Consider the following 17,727-nt stretch of genomic DNA (forward strand, 5'->3'; position numbering starts at 1 on the left):
AAACAGGAGACATCCACATGACCCGTTCCGCCCGCGTTTCCCTCCATCTTCTCGTCGCGGCCTCCGCGATGTTGGTCACTGGCGCTGCCTTGGCCCAGACCAAGACCATTCGCGTGTCCTCGGCCGTGAGCAAGGTGCACCCCATTGCCAGCGGCATTGCCAAGATGGTTCAGTGCACAAATGAGAAGGCCGGCGGCAAGCTCAAGATGGTGCCTTACCTGGACGGCGCGCTGGGCAACGACACCACGGCGTCGCAGCAGGTGCGCACCGGTTCCCTGGAGATGGCGCTGGTGTCAACGGCACCGCTGATGGGCGCCATTCCGTCGCTGGGCGTGTTCGATCTGCCCTTCCTTTTCAACAACGAGAAAGAGGCAGACCAGTTGCTCGACGGCAAGGTGGGCGCTTCTTTCAACCCCAAGTTTGAGGCCGCCGGCCTGGTGAACCTGGCGTTCTGGGAAAACGGTTTCCGCAACGTGACCAACTCGCGCCGGCCCATCGGCAAGTGGGAAGACCTGCAGGGCGTGAAGATGCGCGTGATGCAGAACAAGGTGTTCCTGGACACCTTCTCCATGCTCGGCAGCAACGCCACGCCGCTGGCCTTCTCCGAGGTGTACTCGGCACTGGAGACCCGCACCGTGGACGGCCAGGAAAACCCGCTGGCCCTCATCAACGACATGAAGTTCTACGAGGTGCAGAAGTACCTCTCGCTCACCCGCCACGCCTACAGCCCGCTGGCCGTTCTGTATTCCAAGCGCCTGTTTGACCAGCTGAGCGCCGACGAGCAGGCCGCCCTGCGCGATTGCGCGGCCGTGGGCCGCGAGGAATCCCGCCGCACGGGCCGCGCGCAAGACGCGACCACCCTGGCCAGCCTGAAGGGCCATGGCATGCAGATCAACGAAGTGAGCGCCGCCGAGCTGCAGCGCATGCGCGCCAAGGTGGCGCCGGTGTACGAGGCGCAAGGCAAGGTGATCGGCGACGACACCATGAAGATGATCAACACCGAGCTGCAGCGCGTGCGCGGCCAGCAGTGAACCACGCCAGCGAACGCATCATGAGCTCTGTTGTGGTCATCACCGGCGCTGCACAAGGCATCGGTCTTTCGCTGGCCCAGGCGTTCGCGCGCGCTGGCTCGCGGGTGGTGCTGGGCGACATCGACCCGGCCGCCTGCGAGAAAGCCGCCGCCGATCTGCGCGCGGCGGGCGCCGAGGCCGTGGCCGTGAGCGCCGATGTCACGCGCCCTGACCACTGCGACGCCCTGGTGCGAGAGGCCGCGCGCGCCTTCGGCCGCCTGGACGTGATGGTCTGCAACGCCGGCGTGGCCAAGATCCGCCCGTTCATGGAGCTGGAGCCCCACGACTGGGACCTGCACTGGGCGGTGAACGTCAAGGGCGCCTTTCTGTGCATGCAGGCCGCCGCGCGCCAGATGCGCCAGCAAGAGCCGCTGGCGCCGGGGCGCCCGCGCGGCAAGCTGCTGGCCATGGCCTCCATCGCGGGGCGCTATGGCGCCGGGCCCATGGCGCCCTACCAGGCGCCGTACCGGGCCAGCAAGGCCGCCCTCATCAGCCTGGTGCAGACGGCAGCCTACACGCTGGCGCCCGACATCACCGTCAATGCCCTGTGCCCTGGCATCGTGGCGACGGACATGTGGACGCGAATGGACCACGACCTGGCCGGCTTCAACAACGCCCCCGAGGGCTTCGCCAGCCGCGTCAAGGCGGTGCCCATGGGGCGCGGCCAGACGCCCCAGGACGTGGCCGGCCTCGCGCTCTACCTGGCCTCGCCCGCTGCCGACTACATGACCGGCCAGTCCATCAACATCGATGGCGGCCTGGTGCTGAGCTGATCGCTTGTGGCCCTTGCCACGAAAGGAACCCGCATGACCCGCAAGTTTGATTTCGAGATGCCCAAGTCCCTCACCGAGATCGTGGCCAGTCGCCTTCGCACGGCCATCATCGACGGCGAGTTCGCCCTGGGCGAAATGATCTCGGAGGAAAACCTCGCGGCGTCATTCGGCGTGAGCCGCACGCCGGTGCGCGACGCCCTGACACTGCTGCAGACCACCGGTCTGGTGGAGATCCGGCCCAAGCGCGGCAGCTTTGTGTTCAAGCCATCCAAAGCAGATCTGGTGGCCATCTGTGATTTCCGCCTCTTGCTGGAGGTCCGGGCGGCCCAGCGATCGTTCGAACGCGATCGCGACGCCATGCTGGCGGGCCTGCAAGCGAGCCTTGGCGAACTGATGGCCGCGCACGACGCCGAGGACGACGTGCGCTATGGCCATGCCGACCTAGCCTTCCACCAGGCGTTCTTCACGCATTCAGGCAATCCCTACCTGTCCGATGCATACGACCTGGTTGCCGGCAAGGTCGGCGCCTTGCGAACGGCCATGTCACGTCAGTTCTCCGACGCGCGCGACACCTCGCTCACCGAGCACCGCGAGGCCATCGCCTTGATCGGTGCGGGGGATTTCGAAGGCTTGCATGGGCTGTTGAAGCTCCACATCGAACGCACCATCGACGCCTACGTTCTTGCCTTCGGGCCAGACGAACTCAAGGCGGTGCAGCGGCCACGCCTGCAGCGCATCACCTGAGCTTTCACTGCCTAAACAATGATCACCACCTCCCGACTTCGCCCGTTGCTTGACTCTGGCCGCATCGTCGTGGCCCCCGGTGCGCCTGATGCGCTCACCGCTCGACTGGTGCAGCAGGCCGGCTTCCCGGCTGTGTACATGACCGGATTCGGTGCCACGGCCACGCGGCTGGGCATGCCCGACATCGGCCTGATGAGCCAGACTGAGATGACTGGGCATGCCCGCGACATGGTGCGCGCAGTCGACATTCCGGTCATTGCCGATGCCGACACCGGCTACGGCGGCCCGTCCAACATTCACCGCACGGTGCGAGAGTACGTGCAGGCTGGCGTGGCGGCTATTCACCTTGAGGACCAAGTGGCGCCCAAGCGCTGTGGCCAGATGGCGGGTATCCGCCTGATCGATGCCAACGAGAACGTGCGGCGGCTGCGCTGCGCCATCGAGGCGCGCGGCCAGGACGATTTGCTCATCATCGGGCGCACCGATGCCCTGCCAGCTGCTGGCATGGACGAGGCTGTCCGGCGCGCACACCTGTATCAGGACGCAGGTGTCGATCTCGTGTTCGTCGACGGCATCAAGACACCGGCTGAGGTGGAAGCCGTAGCCAAGCGTGTCAAAGGTCCCAAGGTCGTGTCGCTGGTGGACGGCACGCCAGCGGCCGCGCTCACTGTGGACGACCTTCAGGCGATGGACTTCTCGGTGGTCTTTTACGCCGTGACCGCGCTGTTTGCCTCGGTGAACGCAGTGTCCCGTGCTCTCACGGGTTTGCGTCGCGCGGGCACCACCGCTGGACTGGAGCAGGGCATGGCCAGCTATGCCGACTTCACCGCCGTGGTCGGACTCGACTTCCACCAATCCCTGGACAACCGCTGGGGCACCTGAAGCCTCTGCCCACCCCCTTTTCTGCCTTCCACTTTCTCATGTCCACTTTGACCACTTCCTCCTCTGCACTGCATGAGTTGCTTGACGCGCTCGGCCCCAACGCCGTGCTGATCGGCGGCGATGTGCCGGCCCGCAACCGCAACGACTACAGCGGCCTGAAACCCACCGAGCCGATGGCGGTGGTGCGGCCCGCCGACACCGCCGGCGTTGCTGCGGCCATGCGCATCTGCCACGCGCACGGCATCCCGGTGGTGCCGCAGGGCGGGCTCACGGGTCTGTGCGGTGGTGGCCGTGCCGGGCCTGGTGAAGTGGCCCTGTCGCTGGAGCGCATGGTGGGCATCGAGGAGGTCGACAAGGCCGCCGCCACCATGACCGTGGCCGCCGGCACGCCGCTGGAGACGATTCAACTGGCGGCTGACGAGGCCGGCTTCTTCTGTCCGCTCGACCTCGGCGCGCGCGGCTCTTGCGCCATCGGGGGCAATCTCTCGACCAACGCCGGGGGCAACCGCGTCATCCGCTACGGCATGGCGCGGGAAATGGTGCTGGGGCTGGAGGCGGTGCTGGCCGATGGCACCGTGGTCAATAGCCTAAACAAGATGATCAAGAACAACGCGGGCTTCGACCTGAAGCACCTGTTCATCGGCAGCGAGGGCACGCTGGGGGTGATCACGCGCGTGGTCATTCGCCTGTTTCCCAAGCCCGGCTCGCGCATGGTGGCCATGTGCGCCGCGCCCGATTACGCCACCTTGCTGACCCTGCTCGACAAGGCGCGCTCGGGGCTGGGGCCGCTGCTGTCGGCCTTTGAGGTGATGTGGCCCGACTACTGGGGCCGCGCCGTCACCGAGCTGCGCGCCCGCAACCCCTTCGCCGGTGACGACACGCCGTATAAGGGTTACGTGCTGATCGAGGCCCTGGGCACGGATGCCGAGGCCGACGCGCCGCGCTTCCAGGCGTGGCTGGAGGGCCTGCTGGAAGACGGCATCGTGCCCAACGCAGTGGTGGCCCAGTCGCTGGCCGAAGAGCAGGCGCTGTGGGGCGTGCGCGATGCCTGTGGCGAGTTGCATCAGGTGTGGCCTGGCCACGTGGCCTACGACATTGGCCTGCCTGTGGCCGATATGGACCGCTACGTGGGCGAGTGCAAGGCGCGCCTGGCGCGAGAAGTGCCGGGTTGCGAGACGGTCTTCTACGGACACATCGGTGATGGCAACGTGCACATCGTGGCCTACCTGCCCGGCGCCGAGCAGCAGCCCAAGGACGCGCTGGATGCGGTGGTCTACGGGCTGGTGGCCGATTACGGCGGCACCGTGTCGGCCGAGCACGGCATCGGCACCCTGAAGCGGCAGTGGCTGGGCCACGCGCGCTCGCCCGAACAGATCGATCTGATGCGAACCCTCAAGGCCGCGCTCGACCCCAAGGGCATCCTCAACCCCTACAAAGTGCTATGAGCGCGCCCCTGCTTTCCAGAACGCTGGCCGGCCGGGTGGCGCTGGTTACCGGTGCCGGCCGGGGCATCGGCCGCGCGATAGCCGAAGACCTCGCCGCACGTGGCGCGTCGGTGGCCCTGCTTGACGTAGAGGCACCCGATGTGGCCGCCCTTGAGATCGGGAGCCGTCACGGCGTGGCGACCCAGGCAGTAGCAGCCGACGTCACCCGAGAACACGAGGTGATGGCAGCCTGCACCGAGGTCGAGGCGACGCTGGGCCCAGTGACGGTTTTGGTGAACAACGCTGGAATCATGCAGCGCCAGTCGGCCGACTTCCACACCCTGCCCATGGACGACCTCGCGCGCATGCTGGCCGTGCACGTGACTGGCAGTGCCACCGTGTGCAAGGCAGTGTTGCCGGCCATGCGGCGCCAGCGGTTTGGTCGCATCGTGAACCTGTCGTCGGTAATCGGTCTTGTGGGTCTGCAGCGGCGCACCGGTTACTCCACCGCCAAGGCAGCCATCGCCGGTCTTACCCGTGGCCTGGCGCTGGAGAACGGCCGGCACGGTATCACTGTCAATGCCGTGGCGCCAGGCTATGTGCTGACCGAGGTGCTGCAGGACAAGATGCGCCTGGGCACGCTGGACCACGATTTGTTCGCCCAGCGCGCGGCCGTGGGCCGCTGGGCCAGGCCGGAAGAAATCGCACGGGTGGTGGGCTTTTTGTGTGAGCCGGCCTCGGGCTTTGTGACTGCGGCCGTCTGGCCGGTGGATGGCGGTTACGCCGCGAGCGGAAACCCCGGAGAGGACCTGGGTCCGCTTCAAGAGCTACCAGAGCCTATGGCGCCTGGCATCTGAACACCCAAGGAGAGCACATGCAAACCTTCGCACGCGACCCCATTCAACCCGCTGCGGCCCGCGAGCCGTTGTTGCCGGCGGATAACCCGTTGGGCCTGGAGGGCATCGAGTTCATTGAGTACGCGTCCCGCGCACCCCAGGCTCTGGGCCTGGCGCTTGAGCGCATGGGATTTCGCCTGGTGGCTCGCCACCGGTCCCGCCAGGTGCTCCTGTACCGGCAGGGCGGCATGAATGTGATCGTCAACGCGCACCCGGGCGCCATGCCCATGGTCAACGCGCCGTCAGGTGATTCCGCACTCGTGGCCATCGGGCTGCGTGTCCACGATGCCGGGCAGGCGTATCGCCGGGCCGCCGAACTGGGAGCTTGGACCGTTCCGGCCCAGATAGAACCCATGGAGCTTTACATCCCCTCCATTCATGGCGTGGGTGCCAGCCGAATCTACTTCGTCGACCGTTGGCGCGAGTTCTCCATCTTCGATGTGGACTTCACCGCCGTGCCCCGCGTGGATCAGCATCCGCCGGCCATTGGGGGCCTGCACTGGTTTGGCGTGGTGCAGTACATCGGCAACGACCGCATGGCCGACTGGACCGAGTTCTACACCCGCCTCTTCGGCTTCGAGCCCTTGCCCGATGACGAGCGCTTTGGCCTGCTGCCCAAAGGCCGAGTGCTGCGAAGCCCCTGCCAGGGCTTCTACTTGCAGCTCGTAGAGCCCGACCTGAGCGAGCTGGACCCCGACGGCATCGAATACTTGGCGCGCGTGGCCTTCGGCGTACCCGATGTGCTGGCTTGCGTCAATGCATTACGTGCTGAGGGCATGGCCTTCGTCGAATCGCAGGCCTTGCAATCCAGCGCCCGCGGCGCGGTGACAAGTAGCCACGGCGGTGGCGCTATCTTCGAACTGGTGCACCACACCAAGGCTGGCGTTGCAGCATGAAGGAGCTTGTCGCGCCGCTGCCGCCGCAGCTCAATATCGCCGACTTCGGTATGGACACCATCTCGCTCTCAGGCACCTTGCCTGACAAGCTGGCGGCTATGCGCCGGGCGGGCTTTTCGCAGGTGATGCTCTCGGCGCGCGACCTCACTGGGCACGCCGAAGGTGTTGACGCAGCCATCGAAGCGGTGCGCGCGAGTGGCTTGCGCGTTACGGGCTTTCAGGTGCTGCGCGACTTCGAGGGCCTGTCGGGGCGACTGCACTCCTACAAGGTGGACATCGCCAAGGCCATGCTGCGCATGTGCCATGGCGTGGGAGCGCCGGTGTTGCTGGTGTGCTCGTCCACCTCCGCACACGCCACCGAAGACCGAGAGGCCATGGTGCGAGACCTGCGAAAGCTCGCCATGCTTGCGCTGCCACTGGGGATCAAGGTGGCATACGAAGGGCTGTCGTGGGGTCGGACTATCTTCGAATACACCGCGGCGTGGGATCTGGTGAGCCGCGCCGACATGCCCAATCTTGGGCTGTGTCTGGACTCTTTCCATGCGCTTGCCACCAGGACCGCGCCCGAGTTCATTGACGACCTGGACCCGCAACGCATCTTCCTGGTGCAGCTGGCCGACTACATGTGGAATGAGATCCGCACGGTGGAAGAGCGCATCACCACGGCCAGGCATTTCCGCGTTTTTCCTGGCGAAGGCGTGCACAGCGATGCGGTGGCCGACATTGTGTTGCGTCTCGACCGTCTGGGTTATCGGGGCGATTACAGCTTCGAGGTGTTCAACGACGACTACTTGCAGATCCCGCCCGATACCGTGGCGCAGCGCGCACGCGACTGCGCCGTTTGGCTGGGTGAGGATGTCCTTCACCGGTCGGTACCGTTGCCGGGCAGCCTGCGCTTGCGTGCGGTGGCAGCCTGACACCAGGGCCCCTCGAGTGGCGGCATTTAATAGGAGTGAGCAATTGAAGGTCATCGTTCCCGTCAAACGCGTGGTGGACTACAACGTCAAAGTGCGAGTCAAGAGCGACGGCACGGGCGTGGACATCGCGAACGTGAAGATGAGCATGAACCCGTTTGACGAAATCGCGGTGGAAGAAGCCGTGCGCCTGAAGGAGAAGGGCGTGGTCAGCGAGGTGATCGCGGTGTCCTGCGGCGTGGCGCAGTGCCAGGAGACGCTGCGCACGGCCATGGCCATTGGTGCCGACCGCGGCATCCTGGTGGAGACCGATGTGGAGCTGCAGCCCCTGGCCGTGGCCAAGCTGCTCAAGGCCCTGGTGGACAAAGAGCAACCCGGCCTGATCATCCTGGGCAAACAGGCCATTGACGACGACGCCAACCAGACCGGCCAGATGCTGGCCGCCCTGGCCGACCTGCCGCAAGCCACGTTTGCCAGCAAGGTGGAAGTCTCGGGCGACAAGGCCCAAGTCACCCGCGAGGTGGACGGTGGCCTGGAAACCCTGAGCCTGAGCCTGCCGGCCGTCATCACCACCGACCTGCGCCTGAACGAGCCGCGCTACGTGACGCTGCCCAACATCATGAAGGCCAAGAAGAAGCCGCTGGAGACCGTCAAGCCCGAGGACCTGGGCGTGGACGTGGCCCCGCGCCTGAAGACCCTGAAGGTGAGCGAGCCGCCCAAACGCGGTGCGGGCATCAAGGTGCCGGACGTGGCGACCCTGGTCGAGAAACTGAAGAACGAAGCCAAAGTGATCTGAGGAGCCCGAACATGACCGCACTCGTCATTGCCGAACACGACAACGCCAGCATCAAAGGCGCCACGCTCAACACCGTCACCGCCGCCGCCCAACTGGGTGGTGAAGTGCACGTGCTGGTGGCCGGCCACAACGCCGCTGCTGCCGCCGCCCAAGCCGCGCAAATCGCCGGCGTGAGCAAAGTCATCCACGCCGACGCTGAGGGCTTCGCTCACGGCCTGGCCGAGAACGTGGCCGCCCAGGTGCTGGCCATCGCCGCTGGCTACAGCCACCTGCTCTTCCCCGCCACGGCGGCCGGCAAGAACGTGGCCCCGCGCGTGGCCGCCAAGCTGGACGTGGCGCAGATCAGCGACATCACCAAGGTGATCAGCGCCGACACCTTCGAGCGCCCCATCTACGCCGGCAACGCCATCGCCACCGTGCAAAGCGCGGACGCCACCAAGGTCATCACCGTGCGCACCACCGGCTTCGATGCCGCAGGCCAAGGCGGCAGTGCCGCCGTGGAAACCGTGACGGCCGCCAGCGGCAACGGCAAGAGCGCCTACGTGGGCAGCGAGATCGCCAAGAGCGACCGCCCCGAGCTCACGGCGGCCAAGATCATCGTCAGCGGTGGCCGTGCGCTGGGCAGCGCCGAGAAGTTCAACGAAGTCATGACGCCCCTGGCCGACAAGCTGGGCGCGGCCATTGGCGCCAGCCGCGCGGCGGTGGACGCGGGCTACGCGGCCAACGACCTGCAGGTGGGCCAGACGGGCAAGATCGTGGCGCCGCAGCTCTACATCGCCGCTGGCATCTCGGGGGCCATCCAGCACCTGGCCGGCATGAAGGACAGCAAGGTGATCGTGGCCATCAACAAAGACCCCGAGGCCCCGATCTTCGCCGTGGCCGACTACGGCCTGGAGGCCGATCTGTTCTCGGCTGTGCCGGAACTGGTGCAGAGCGTCTGACGCGTTGGTGCGACGTTGTCGTCAGCAACCTACGCCGGTGATGAGCGTCGGCTAGCGCCACCTGCGAGGTGGGTTGAACATACTGTGCAGTGCTTGTACGGATGACAGGAGCCGAAGGTCTTCGACCAGTTGACTCAGGCGCACAGAATATGGAACGATGGATGTCGAGTCCTTGCGGTCAGGCTGACTCCTCGTCTCTGGTCACATGAGATTCAGAGTGTCGAATACGCTGCTCCAGTACTTAAAGAAGCCTCGCAGCCAGGAGTCTGAAAGTGGAATCGGACAGGTCCTGATCGATGATCTACAGATGTTCCAGACGTCTGGTGCCGTTGATTGAATCGATCGATTAAGGTCTATTCAATCGCATCGATCAATCTTTTCGGTCATGCAAGCCTATCGCCTCAATCATTACCAATCACCACGGGTACTGCTTCCATAGCTTGAATCACAACTGATGTAGAGCGTTACTACCTCCGTGCCGCTGTATGGCATAGGAGATCTACGTGAAACGAACTGCATCGACCACAGCAAAACCCAACTCTGCAAAGACCAGACCGAAGGCACCAGTCGCTAAGCTCGCGCCGTCTCGATCTCCCTCGAGGGTGGCTGGAGCGTCCCCGTCCAAAAAGGCCGGCAGGCAGCCAAGCTCGAAAGCTGAACTGGCTGCGCAAGCGTACTCTCATGGAGCCGCTTCCGGAGAAGGTTCAACGAGCAAGCAATCTCAAGTGATTGCCTTGCTCAAGTCAGGCGCCGGGGCCTCAATGGCTCAGTTGATCGAGGTGACCGGTTGGGTGCCGCACACCGTGCGAGCCATGATTAGCACGGCTTTGCGCAAGCGGCTTGGCCTGAATGTTGAGTTGAAAGTCGAAGACGGTGTGCGCATCTACCGGATCGTGGAGGCGGCCAGCCAATGACGGAACTGGAAGTTATCCGGGCGGCCAGCCGGGATCTCCTCGTGACCCGGTGGCAGGCGCGCTTCAACGTCAATCCACCACCCCGGGTTCACACCGAGCTCTTGCGCCGCGTTTTGGCCTGGCATGTCCAAGTCGAGGCCACCGGTCAGAAGGTGACCCTGCATCGTCCTAGCTCTGCATCGGTAGATCGGACCAGGTCGCTCCTTACGCCTGGCACTCGGTTGTTGAGGGAGTGGCGAGGCACTACCCATGAGGTCTCGGTCGGCGCTGATGGGTTCGACTACGCAGGCAAGACCTACAAGAGCCTCTCTGCCATTGCTCGTGCGATTACCGGCACGCCTTGGTCGGGGCCCGCGTTCTTTGGGATCAAGCGCTGATGGCGGCCAAAAAGTCAGGGGGTCTTTCTGCTCCCCAGGTCGATCCCTCGCTGGCTTGCGCGATTTACACGCGCAAGTCGTCGGAGGAGGGCCTGGAGCAGGACTTCAACTCCCTTCACGCCCAGCGTGAGGCGTGTGAGGCTTTCGTACTGAGTCAGAAGAGCCTGGGCTGGACCCTCATCCCGACCGCCTACGACGATGGCGGGTTTTCTGGTGGCAACGTCGAGCGACCCGCCCTCAAACGCCTCATCGCCGACATCGAAGCGGGAAAGGTCAAGGTGATCGTGGTCTACAAGGTCGATCGCTTGACCCGATCGCTGGCTGACTTCGCCAAGCTGGTGGACCTATTCGATGCCAAGGGCGTTTCCTTCGTCTCGGTGACCCAGCAGTTCAACACCACCACCTCCATGGGGCGGCTGACGCTCAACGTCTTGCTGTCCTTCGCTCAGTTCGAGCGCGAGGTGACCGGTGAGCGCATCCGCGACAAGATTGCTGCCTCCAAGAGAAAAGGCTTGTGGATGGGTGGAGTGCCCCCCGTTGGTTACCTGGCCAAGGGACGCACGCTCGAACCCGAGGAGCCCCATGCAAGTCGTGTCCGAGAGATCTACGACTTGTATCTCAAGCTCAACTGCGTGCGCCTAGTCGCGGCAGAACTGAAGGCAAGAGGCTGGTTGACGCCAGAGCGTGAAAACAAGCGAAAGGGGTTCGGTGGGAATCGGGTTTTCAGCCGCGGGCACCTCTACCGCATCTTAGGTAACCCGATCTATGCGGGCATGGTTGGCCACAAAGGCGAGAACTTTCCCGGGATGCATCCAGCCATCGTCGAGATGGATCTTTGGACGCAGGTCCAGCAGCGGCTGGAGGCCAATCGACAAGGTCACAAGACCCAGGTCAAGGCGAAGAATCCCAGCCCATTGAGCGGCAAGCTGTTCGATGAAGCGGGTCGCCGGCTAATCCCATCCCACACCCGAAAGGCCAACAAGCGGTACCGTTATTACGTGACACCGTCCGACGACCCAGGGGAGCCGATCCGGCTACCTGCGGATGATCTTGAGCAGCTTGTCCGCCAAGCGATCGTGAACTGGGCCTCCAACGACAAGGAGGTACTGAATGCTGTGGGATGGAAGGACGCCAAGATGGCGGCCGATGCCTTGAAGGAGGCGAAGCATCTGGCCACGGTCTTGCAGCACAAGTCGAAGGCAGAACTCGCTTCCCGAATTGCTCGGGTCGAAGTGACTCCCAGCCTGGTGAGGATTTGGCTCGATCTGGCGAGGTCTGGGCTGCGCAAGGACGACTCGGGACCGAAAGAAGCCATCATTGAGGTGGCTGCCGAGCGCAAGCGAAGCGGCATGGCTGTGCGGCTGATCATTGGCGACCAGCGACCCGGCAAATTGCAGATACGTTCTCCTGATTCGACCCTGGTGTCCTTGATGACCAAAGGAAAGACCTGGTTGCAGCAGTTCACACAAGGCGGGCAGGCGATCGAGACTATTGCCGAGCGCGAAAAGCTCAGCTCCCGATATGTAAACCGGGTTATCAACGTCGCGCTGCTGGCGCCTGACATCGTGCAGGCGATCGAGCGAGGAGACCATCCGGGGGATCTGAACGTGACCAAGCTAATCACGGCAGTGCCATTTCCCGTGGACTGGGATCAGCAGCGACAGTTATTGGGCATCGGATGATGGCGGTACCAAATGTGAGGCCTAACGAGTCGAGGAATCGGAGCGCGAGGTCAAGCAATGGGCGAGACTCAACGCACCTTCGCGCTAGACCCAGCGAAAGCGCAATCACATCGCTCCAACGGTTCCGATCCTGCGTCTTCGACTGGTGCCTTTCATGGACTTAGCCGGCCTGCCGGCGCTGCAGGAGGTGGTGCGCAAGCCGCAATCACGTGGTGTGCGCATGATGCTGTCTGAGAAGAATTACCGCGTGCGCGCGCTAAGCTCTGCAGGAGCGGCGTGCTCGACGCTGTGGCCGATGGCGACTAAGCCGACGAGTTGGCAGCCGTGCTGCGTCGCTTGCCCCGAGCGCAGCCCTTGACGAAATTTCCACGCCTGTTTTTTTACCCCATCTCTTACGATCGCCATGAATCTTCCTGCCTGCCCCCATTGCCACTCCACCCTGACATATCCGGATGGGGACCTGCTGATCTGCCCCGAATGCGGACACGAATGGCGTTCTGGCGAAGCCAATGAAACAGCTGAGGTGGTAAGTGTCTGGCGCGATGCTGTTGGCAACGAGCTGAAAGACGGCGATACAGTCACGCTGATCAAGGATCTCAAGCTCAAGGGTTCTTCGCTGGTGCTCAAGGTGGGCACCAAGGCGCGTAACATCCGCCGCGTCGAGGGCGATCACGACATCGACTGCAAGCTGGACGGTGTGGGGGCGATGCAGTTGAAGTCTTCGGTGGTCAAAAAGGCTTGAGTCGGCGCCTCTTTCACGCTGGACTTCCCCCATCGGTTGAGTCTGTAGGCAAATCGCCTGTCTTACTCTGAATCGACCCGGCCCGGGGCGGTTCACGTTGCTGTCTTAGTGGACTGCGACAACACCACCCCGGACATGTTCGAATACGCATTGCGAGTGGTCACACAGTTTGGTCGTGTGGTTTTGCGCCGCGGCTAGGGACGCCTGAGAAAGCGATAAAGGGGACGCAGATGGTTTTGCCTGAGGTAGAGCGAGCAGTTGTTGAGAACGCACTTCGGCGGTTCGATACCGACTTGCGAGCACAGAAAGAATGGAGCGGGTGGGAGAAGAGTGCGGCTCAGAAGTACGCACTTGTCCACAGTGGTCTTCGGTACCCACCCAAGAAGATCATCTCGATGGCCACTGGCGTGCCGGTGAGTAAGTTTTCTGGAGGAGGTCAATCGAACGAGTACCTTCAGACCAGGGGCTTCGAGATCGTAGTAATCGACCACGCGGAAAGTGGTCCACTAAAGGCCCCAACTTTTCTTGTCGGAAAGGTCTATGACCGTTGGCCAGACATTAACGTGCCATACGGTGGCAGTCGCCAGAGTGGCATCTCTTCTTCAGGCCGAACAGCGGCGATATTCCTGTTCACAGGAGACACGGGGGAGCAATATGGTTACCGCGACACGTTTGATGCCGACGGCGTGTTCTCGTACACAGGTGAGGGGCAAGTCGGTGACATGCAGTTGACCAAGGGCAACCTATCGATCGCAAACCATGCTCGAGACGGCCGGGCCCTACATGTGTTCGAGTCACTCGGGAAGGGTAAGGGTCAGAAATACATCGGTGAGTTCACCTATGTGAACCACAGCTTCCGCCGCGGCCCAGATAGAAAGGGGAACGATCGGCAGATCATCGTGTTCCATTTGGTTCCTGTAAGCGGGGGGGTAGAGGATGAGCTGACCGAGGGAAATGACGAAAATCTCCTAAGCGCACCAACGCTGGATCTAGCTGAAGCCCGCAGGCGAGCTTTGGCGGCGTTTGATGCCAATGAGGGCAGTGGTGGCAAAGAAGCAAAGAAAAAGCTCTACGTCCGCAGCAGAGCCGTGAAGGACTATGTGCTGCTACGGTCGCGCGGCGAGTGCGAGTCCTGTCATGAGCCTGCGCCCTTCAATCGGGTCGATGGCAGTCCTTACCTGGAACCCCACCATACAACCCGTGTCTCTGATGGGGGGTTGGACCACCCAAGATTTGTTGGTGCGATCTGCCCAACCTGCCATCGCGAGATTCATCACGGCCTCGACGGAAATCGACGCAATGCCGAGTTGACCGAGTATCTGGCTGAGATTGAGCCGCTCGCTTGAAGCCAAATGATCAAAGAGCGGACGATCTGGGTCGCAGAAGCCGTCATCCTCTAAGGTGAGCAGCGATCGCATCGCAAGGCGAATTTCCAACAAGGCGCAGGGTGGATGGAGCGAAGGGCTCCAATGACTTATGTGCAGCGGTTGCAGGCGGTGGCTTGACGTGAGCGAACTCACGCTGGCTGACCTCACGCAGTCGTCCGGGCCAGGGAGCTAGTACTTGCCAAGGAACAAAACTACGACCTCCCGTGACCGCTGGCCACCAAAAGCACGGCTGCATCCATAATCTATAAACAGTGTTAAGAAGCCGTATTTAGGGGGGCTCAGTGTCGGAAACGAGCAAGATCGCATTAATGGCGATGAAACTGTCTGATGAAGTGTTCTCAGAATTCTTCTGGACAAAGGTCGGCCCCGAAGATCAGAACTGGCCCTGTGAGGACAAGGTCCTTCATGGCGTCGACACGCATCCGGCGGATGTGGTCTTCTACTACGACGAGCCGTATGCGCAGCGCAGGACGTTCATTCATTGCGACCTGAAGAGCTACGCAAAGGGCTCCATCACGACCGCGACCTTACAGGGGGCTATTGCCAGCCTCGCCAAGCAGATCGCCTGCGCAGAGAAGAGCGAGCGCTGGCGGGACCTCTATATGCATGGCAACGTGACGCCGAACGTCTGCGGACTGCTCTTCGTCTACAACCACGACGGTGAGTACGACAAGGACTTCACGTCTGTGCTGAGCGCAGCCACGCCCAAGGAACTGCTGCTGCCTAAGGGTGCGCGGCTGTTCGTCTTGGGCCCGCGCGACGTGCACTGGATCGACAACGTTCGGTACGACATTCGACAACTGCGCGGCGCCGCTGGGCCAGCGGCCTTGCCAGCGGCCCAGCATTGCAAGTTCTTCTATCCGCAATTGGACGGACGAGCCAATCTCCAGCCGGAGAAGGCACGCGCGGCCACGCTGGAGATGCTGACCTCGCCTTGGATCGTGTTCGAGTACAAACATGGGCCTGCTCTCGCCCAGCGAGGCGTCATCGTGTTCTATCGCCGATCGGGAGAAACCGAAGAGGAGTTCATGTACCTTCTCGATTTCTTGCGCCACTACCAAGTCCTGGAGGATGCGACCAAGGTGGACATTCGGTCCATGGCCTCGGATGCTGCAGCCGCTGCACGCTTTCAGAAGGCCAAGCAGCGCTACGTCGAGAGCCTGGGCGACAACGGCCACTCGACTGAGCTCGCCGCGAAGGTCAACGCCATCGGCTACACGAAGATGACGCAGGCAATCACGGAGTTCTCTTCGATCGACCTGGGGATGGACTATGCGTGATCCTGGGCAGCTGTATTTCGCCACGAACAAAGAGATCCACGACCTGCTGATCTCCGCCAAGCAGAAGGTGACGGAAGCGGTATTGCTGGAGCTGCTGCGCGACCGCGGCATCTTCAGTTCGCCAGCCGATTCAAGAGAGGCGCTGGTTCAGTACCTGTCGCTGCTCCCACACGACTACGCGGATGTGTGCGGCATTCTGGAGCGGCGCGAGGCCTCGAAGCGGGGTGAAAAGACGGCTACGGTCTCGTTGAACACCGAACTGTCGCCAGACGAGCTCAAGGAGATCGTCAGCGAATACCAAAAGGCCGAAGTCCAGGAGGTCGTTCGCGCCCACAAGAAGAGCGAATCCGAATTCGTCATGAACGTGACCTACTCCGAGTTCGACTACTCCAAGACGCGGCTGCTGCAGCGCCAGGATCGAGATGCAGAGTTGGTTTTCACCACGGTCGGGGGACGCACCGAGATCCGCATACCGGCAACCGACCGCGCCCGTGCCATGGTCGATAAGCTGCGGGAGCGAATTGAAGCTCACAAGAAGGCCGTTGTGCAACTCGAAGAGATCGAGCTGACTGGCCTGACCTCGGCTGAGGCGCGAACGACGTTCTTCACGCGGCTTATCTCTTCGTTACCCGACTTTCCATTGATGACCGTCTCACGCCTGCGGGTCGCCCATTCGACCTCGGAGCAAGAGGACGATGACTTCGATATGGACGGTGACGACGTTGACGAGGCCGAAGAGAAGATGCTCGGCGTGGTCGAGAACGTGGCGCTCAGCGGTGAAAACCTGGTTGCCTCCGAGATGTACCAGGAGCTGAAGGACAAGGGCTTCTTCATCACGTCGATCACTTGGCGCGCGAAGCAGAACGTCCACCCCTACGCGATCATCGAATGCGACGCGGGCTTTGAGGATCGGCAGGCCGGCAGGAAGTTTCGCTATTCCATTCATGGTGCGCTCAAGTTCAAGAATGGCGCGTATACAAAGAACATCCGCCCGGTCAGCGAGGCGGAGAAGGCAACCCTGCTCGCGATGATCGAGAAGACTGCCCGTACCGTCTTGGCGCAATTGCTCGCCGAAGAGGCGGGTGCTGGTGCGGATTCGGAAGCGGGGACCACTTCATGAAACGCTATCGCTGGCTAAGGGCTCGATGGCCAATCTCTATGCGAGTTCTGGCCAAACGCCTTCGCGTGAAGGCGTTTGATGGAGAGCAGGTCGAAGGCTTCGTTCTGGACCGGGTCAGAGACGATTTTCTCGATGCCAGATTCGTGGAGAAGATCGAGTACGACGATACCGTTACCGACCCATTTGGAGTGGAGGCGAGTTTTCACCGCGTCGAATACCGAAGTTGTGAATTCAAGGCGGCAGTGGCCGGTCCAGGCTTGGAACTCGTGGACGCCCCCCGCGGAGTTCAGACCATGATCAGTCGGCTGGCGGAGGCAACCGACTTTGCTTTGGCGATCAGCCCGCTTTCGGTCAACGTGCTGGACTGGGCGAGCGAAGTGCAGCGGCGCTTGAACGAAGTGGGGATCGTGGATTCACTGCAATTGGGAGCGATGGAACTCGCCTCCAATGTCCAGGCCAAAGCGGTCGTCAAGGGCAGTGTCGACGTTCTCGGGGCAACCCAGGCACTCGTACACGGTAAGAAGCACGTTATCGAGAAGGTTCAGATCCGGTTCATGCGCCCCAAGCGCTTGACGGTGCTGTTGACGAACAACGGCGTGGCCCGTTTCGATCAGGAGCCAAGCGAGGATTTGCTTTCCATCGTTCGAGCGTCGTTGCCGCTGTGACCATTGGCCGGGCGTTCAAACCAAAGATTGTTCTGACGGTTAAGCGGGTGTCCTAAAGCAACGACTCACGGTGCCGCCGACTGCGTGGTTTCACGGCTGCGCCAGGAAGCTGCGCTTCGATTCGCCGGACTCACCGAACAAGGTCAGATTCAGGCGGCACCAACGCAACCTGCGTTGCCAGCGCAAGCGCAAGCGCAGGCCGACGAGTACGCATGCGAAGCAG

General features: G+C 62.6%; 18 protein-coding genes. All 18 read left to right on the top strand.

What is annotated here, in order from left to right; genetic code table 11:
• Window positions 1-17 precede the first annotated feature (17 nt).
• The 18 genes from ACE3RQ_RS09195 to ACE3RQ_RS09280 all read left to right on the top strand — a co-directional run bounded on the left by ACE3RQ_RS09195 (window position 18) and on the right by ACE3RQ_RS09280 (window position 17,504).
• Entirely contained in the window at window positions 18-1,031 is a 1,014-nt protein-coding gene (locus ACE3RQ_RS09195) for a TRAP transporter substrate-binding protein (protein WP_374521671.1), read from the top strand.
• A 20-nt stretch (window positions 1,032-1,051) separates the two neighbouring features.
• Window positions 1,052-1,843 (top strand): SDR family NAD(P)-dependent oxidoreductase, encoded by a 792-nt coding sequence (locus ACE3RQ_RS09200; protein ID WP_374521672.1) that lies wholly within the window; start codon window positions 1,052-1,054, stop codon window positions 1,841-1,843.
• Window positions 1,844-1,876: 33 nt separating this feature from the next.
• Window positions 1,877-2,587, top strand: coding sequence for a GntR family transcriptional regulator (locus ACE3RQ_RS09205; protein WP_374521673.1), 711 nt, complete (start codon window positions 1,877-1,879; stop codon window positions 2,585-2,587).
• 18 nt (window positions 2,588-2,605) lie between these two features.
• Entirely contained in the window at window positions 2,606-3,469 is an 864-nt protein-coding gene (locus ACE3RQ_RS09210; protein WP_374521674.1) for an oxaloacetate decarboxylase, read from the top strand.
• A gap of 38 nt (window positions 3,470-3,507) precedes the next feature.
• Window positions 3,508-4,914 carry an FAD-binding oxidoreductase gene (locus ACE3RQ_RS09215; RefSeq protein ID WP_374521675.1) on the top strand — a complete coding sequence of 469 codons (1,407 nt, stop codon included), beginning with the start codon at window positions 3,508-3,510 and terminating at the stop codon, window positions 4,912-4,914.
• Entirely contained in the window at window positions 4,911-5,750 is an 840-nt protein-coding gene (locus ACE3RQ_RS09220; RefSeq protein WP_374521676.1) for an SDR family NAD(P)-dependent oxidoreductase, read from the top strand. Before ACE3RQ_RS09215 ends, ACE3RQ_RS09220 begins: the two co-directional genes overlap by 4 nt.
• A gap of 17 nt (window positions 5,751-5,767) precedes the next feature.
• Complete coding sequence (locus ACE3RQ_RS09225) at window positions 5,768-6,685, top strand: VOC family protein (RefSeq protein WP_374521677.1); 918 nt, start codon at window positions 5,768-5,770, stop codon at window positions 6,683-6,685.
• On the top strand, window positions 6,682-7,602 hold the full coding sequence (locus ACE3RQ_RS09230) for a sugar phosphate isomerase/epimerase family protein (protein ID WP_374521678.1): 921 nt from the start codon (window positions 6,682-6,684) through the stop codon (window positions 7,600-7,602). Before ACE3RQ_RS09225 ends, ACE3RQ_RS09230 begins: the two co-directional genes overlap by 4 nt.
• A 43-nt stretch (window positions 7,603-7,645) precedes the next feature.
• The gene (locus ACE3RQ_RS09235) at window positions 7,646-8,395 is read left to right on the top strand and encodes an electron transfer flavoprotein subunit beta/FixA family protein (RefSeq protein ID WP_374521679.1); all 750 of its coding nucleotides are present in this window, start codon (window positions 7,646-7,648) and stop codon (window positions 8,393-8,395) included.
• 11 nt (window positions 8,396-8,406) lie between these two features.
• A complete protein-coding gene (locus ACE3RQ_RS09240) occupies window positions 8,407-9,336 on the top strand; it encodes an electron transfer flavoprotein subunit alpha/FixB family protein (protein ID WP_374519699.1) in 930 nt (309 codons plus the stop codon).
• 602 nt (window positions 9,337-9,938) lie between these two features.
• Window positions 9,939-10,250, top strand: a complete 312-nt coding sequence (locus ACE3RQ_RS09245; protein WP_374521878.1) for a DUF3489 domain-containing protein — start codon at window positions 9,939-9,941, stop codon at window positions 10,248-10,250.
• Complete coding sequence (locus ACE3RQ_RS09250; protein ID WP_374521680.1) at window positions 10,247-10,627, top strand: DUF2924 domain-containing protein; 381 nt, start codon at window positions 10,247-10,249, stop codon at window positions 10,625-10,627. Before ACE3RQ_RS09245 ends, ACE3RQ_RS09250 begins: the two co-directional genes overlap by 4 nt.
• Window positions 10,627-12,309 carry a recombinase family protein gene (locus ACE3RQ_RS09255; protein WP_374521681.1) on the top strand — a complete coding sequence of 561 codons (1,683 nt, stop codon included), beginning with the start codon at window positions 10,627-10,629 and terminating at the stop codon, window positions 12,307-12,309. The genes ACE3RQ_RS09250 and ACE3RQ_RS09255 overlap by 1 nt, the downstream gene beginning before the upstream one ends.
• Window positions 12,310-12,712: 403 nt before the next feature.
• On the top strand, window positions 12,713-13,051 hold the full coding sequence (locus tag ACE3RQ_RS09260; RefSeq protein ID WP_374521682.1) for a zinc ribbon domain-containing protein YjdM: 339 nt from the start codon (window positions 12,713-12,715) through the stop codon (window positions 13,049-13,051).
• 395 nt (window positions 13,052-13,446) lie between these two features.
• On the top strand, window positions 13,447-14,397 hold the full coding sequence (locus tag ACE3RQ_RS09265; protein WP_374521683.1) for an HNH endonuclease: 951 nt from the start codon (window positions 13,447-13,449) through the stop codon (window positions 14,395-14,397).
• Between the two features lie 350 nt (window positions 14,398-14,747).
• Window positions 14,748-15,719, top strand: coding sequence for a hypothetical protein (locus tag ACE3RQ_RS09270; protein WP_374521684.1), 972 nt, complete (start codon window positions 14,748-14,750; stop codon window positions 15,717-15,719).
• Entirely contained in the window at window positions 15,712-16,839 is a 1,128-nt protein-coding gene (locus tag ACE3RQ_RS09275; protein WP_374521685.1) for a hypothetical protein, read from the top strand. Before ACE3RQ_RS09270 ends, ACE3RQ_RS09275 begins: the two co-directional genes overlap by 8 nt.
• The gene (locus ACE3RQ_RS09280; RefSeq protein ID WP_374521686.1) at window positions 16,836-17,504 is read left to right on the top strand and encodes a hypothetical protein; all 669 of its coding nucleotides are present in this window, start codon (window positions 16,836-16,838) and stop codon (window positions 17,502-17,504) included. The genes ACE3RQ_RS09275 and ACE3RQ_RS09280 overlap by 4 nt, the downstream gene beginning before the upstream one ends.
• Window positions 17,505-17,727 lie beyond the last annotated feature (223 nt).

Source organism: Hydrogenophaga sp. (assembly GCF_041913525.1).
In the GTDB taxonomy this organism is placed as follows: Bacteria; Pseudomonadota; Gammaproteobacteria; order Burkholderiales; family Burkholderiaceae_C; genus Hydrogenophaga.

Bases quoted from the DNA above. Each gene is read 5' to 3' on its own strand.
- ACE3RQ_RS09230 (WP_374521678.1), top strand. From the start codon at position 6,682: ATGAAGGAGCTTGTCGCGCCGCTGCCGCCGCAGCTCAATATCGCCGAC.
- ACE3RQ_RS09250 (WP_374521680.1), top strand. From the start codon at position 10,247: ATGACGGAACTGGAAGTTATCCGGGCGGCCAGCCGGGATCTCCTCGTG.
- ACE3RQ_RS09195 (WP_374521671.1), top strand. From the start codon at position 18: ATGACCCGTTCCGCCCGCGTTTCCCTCCATCTTCTCGTCGCGGCCTCC.
- ACE3RQ_RS09280 (WP_374521686.1), top strand. From the start codon at position 16,836: ATGAAACGCTATCGCTGGCTAAGGGCTCGATGGCCAATCTCTATGCGA.
- ACE3RQ_RS09255 (WP_374521681.1), top strand. From the start codon at position 10,627: ATGGCGGCCAAAAAGTCAGGGGGTCTTTCTGCTCCCCAGGTCGATCCC.
- ACE3RQ_RS09265 (WP_374521683.1), top strand. From the start codon at position 13,447: ATGGCCACTGGCGTGCCGGTGAGTAAGTTTTCTGGAGGAGGTCAATCG.
- ACE3RQ_RS09210 (WP_374521674.1), top strand. From the start codon at position 2,606: ATGATCACCACCTCCCGACTTCGCCCGTTGCTTGACTCTGGCCGCATC.
- ACE3RQ_RS09220 (WP_374521676.1), top strand. From the start codon at position 4,911: ATGAGCGCGCCCCTGCTTTCCAGAACGCTGGCCGGCCGGGTGGCGCTG.
- ACE3RQ_RS09275 (WP_374521685.1), top strand. From the start codon at position 15,712: ATGCGTGATCCTGGGCAGCTGTATTTCGCCACGAACAAAGAGATCCAC.
- ACE3RQ_RS09200 (WP_374521672.1), top strand. From the start codon at position 1,052: ATGAGCTCTGTTGTGGTCATCACCGGCGCTGCACAAGGCATCGGTCTT.
- ACE3RQ_RS09240 (WP_374519699.1), top strand. From the start codon at position 8,407: ATGACCGCACTCGTCATTGCCGAACACGACAACGCCAGCATCAAAGGC.
- ACE3RQ_RS09225 (WP_374521677.1), top strand. From the start codon at position 5,768: ATGCAAACCTTCGCACGCGACCCCATTCAACCCGCTGCGGCCCGCGAG.
- ACE3RQ_RS09205 (WP_374521673.1), top strand. From the start codon at position 1,877: ATGACCCGCAAGTTTGATTTCGAGATGCCCAAGTCCCTCACCGAGATC.
- ACE3RQ_RS09270 (WP_374521684.1), top strand. From the start codon at position 14,748: ATGGCGATGAAACTGTCTGATGAAGTGTTCTCAGAATTCTTCTGGACA.
- ACE3RQ_RS09260 (WP_374521682.1), top strand. From the start codon at position 12,713: ATGAATCTTCCTGCCTGCCCCCATTGCCACTCCACCCTGACATATCCG.
- ACE3RQ_RS09215 (WP_374521675.1), top strand. From the start codon at position 3,508: ATGTCCACTTTGACCACTTCCTCCTCTGCACTGCATGAGTTGCTTGAC.